We start from the raw sequence: 680 nt of genomic DNA, 5'->3' as shown, positions 1-680 counted from the left end.
ATTCCGTCTCCGGGCTCTTGCTCTCACAACCCGTACCGATTATCGGCACGGTGGGCCGTTACCCCACCGTCTACCTAATCGGCCGCAGCCGCATCCTGCAGCGCCGGAGCGTTTGCTGATCCCGGCTATTCCAGCGTGGGATCGATATCGCGGATTAGCCTCAGTTTCCCGAGGTTGTCCGTGTCTGCAGGGTAGCTTGACCACGTGTTACTGAGCTATCTGCTGCGAGTCTAAACTCGCGCAACTAGCATGGCTAAGTCGGACTCCGATAGCAATGGCCTCCGGCAGGATCAACCGGAATGTTCCCCTCTGAAGAGGGGGGTTTGGCGGGATGGTCCTCGACGATGTGTCGAGGGCATCACCATTGCGTGGTCCGTTCGTGGTGCTCGGCGCCACCGGTATTGACCGAACGGGTGGCACCGAACTACCAAGGCTAACATCAGATTCCATCTTGTACGGCGGACCGCAGGGGTGGAATCCTCATGGCTTCGGACTCGGACGTTGCACGTTCGTTGGCTTAAGGCCGTCGGTTCGTGCCGTGTCCGGTGGTCCCCGAGGGGACCGTGTCCGAGTGTGCGACGGGTTTGAACCGTCGCACGGTCGCGGTGTGTCGTTCGCATTCTTCCGAAGTGGGCTCGAACACTTAAGGGCGTCGTCTCGCGTTCGTCGTGAGAGTGCGA

General features: G+C 60.3%; 1 rRNA gene. It reads right to left on the bottom strand.

Annotation, left to right across the window (positions count from 1 at the left end):
• Positions 1-301, bottom strand: a 16S ribosomal RNA gene (locus tag NDI76_RS22530); the annotation flags it as partial.
• Positions 302-680: the final 379 nt, after the last annotated feature.

Origin of the sequence: Halogeometricum sp. S1BR25-6 (genome assembly GCF_031624495.1) — an archaeon.
Taxonomy (GTDB): domain Archaea; phylum Halobacteriota; class Halobacteria; order Halobacteriales; family Haloferacaceae; genus Halogeometricum; species Halogeometricum salsisoli.
Note: the sequence above shows the minus strand (reverse complement) of the source record. Positions and strands in the feature narration are given on the sequence as shown.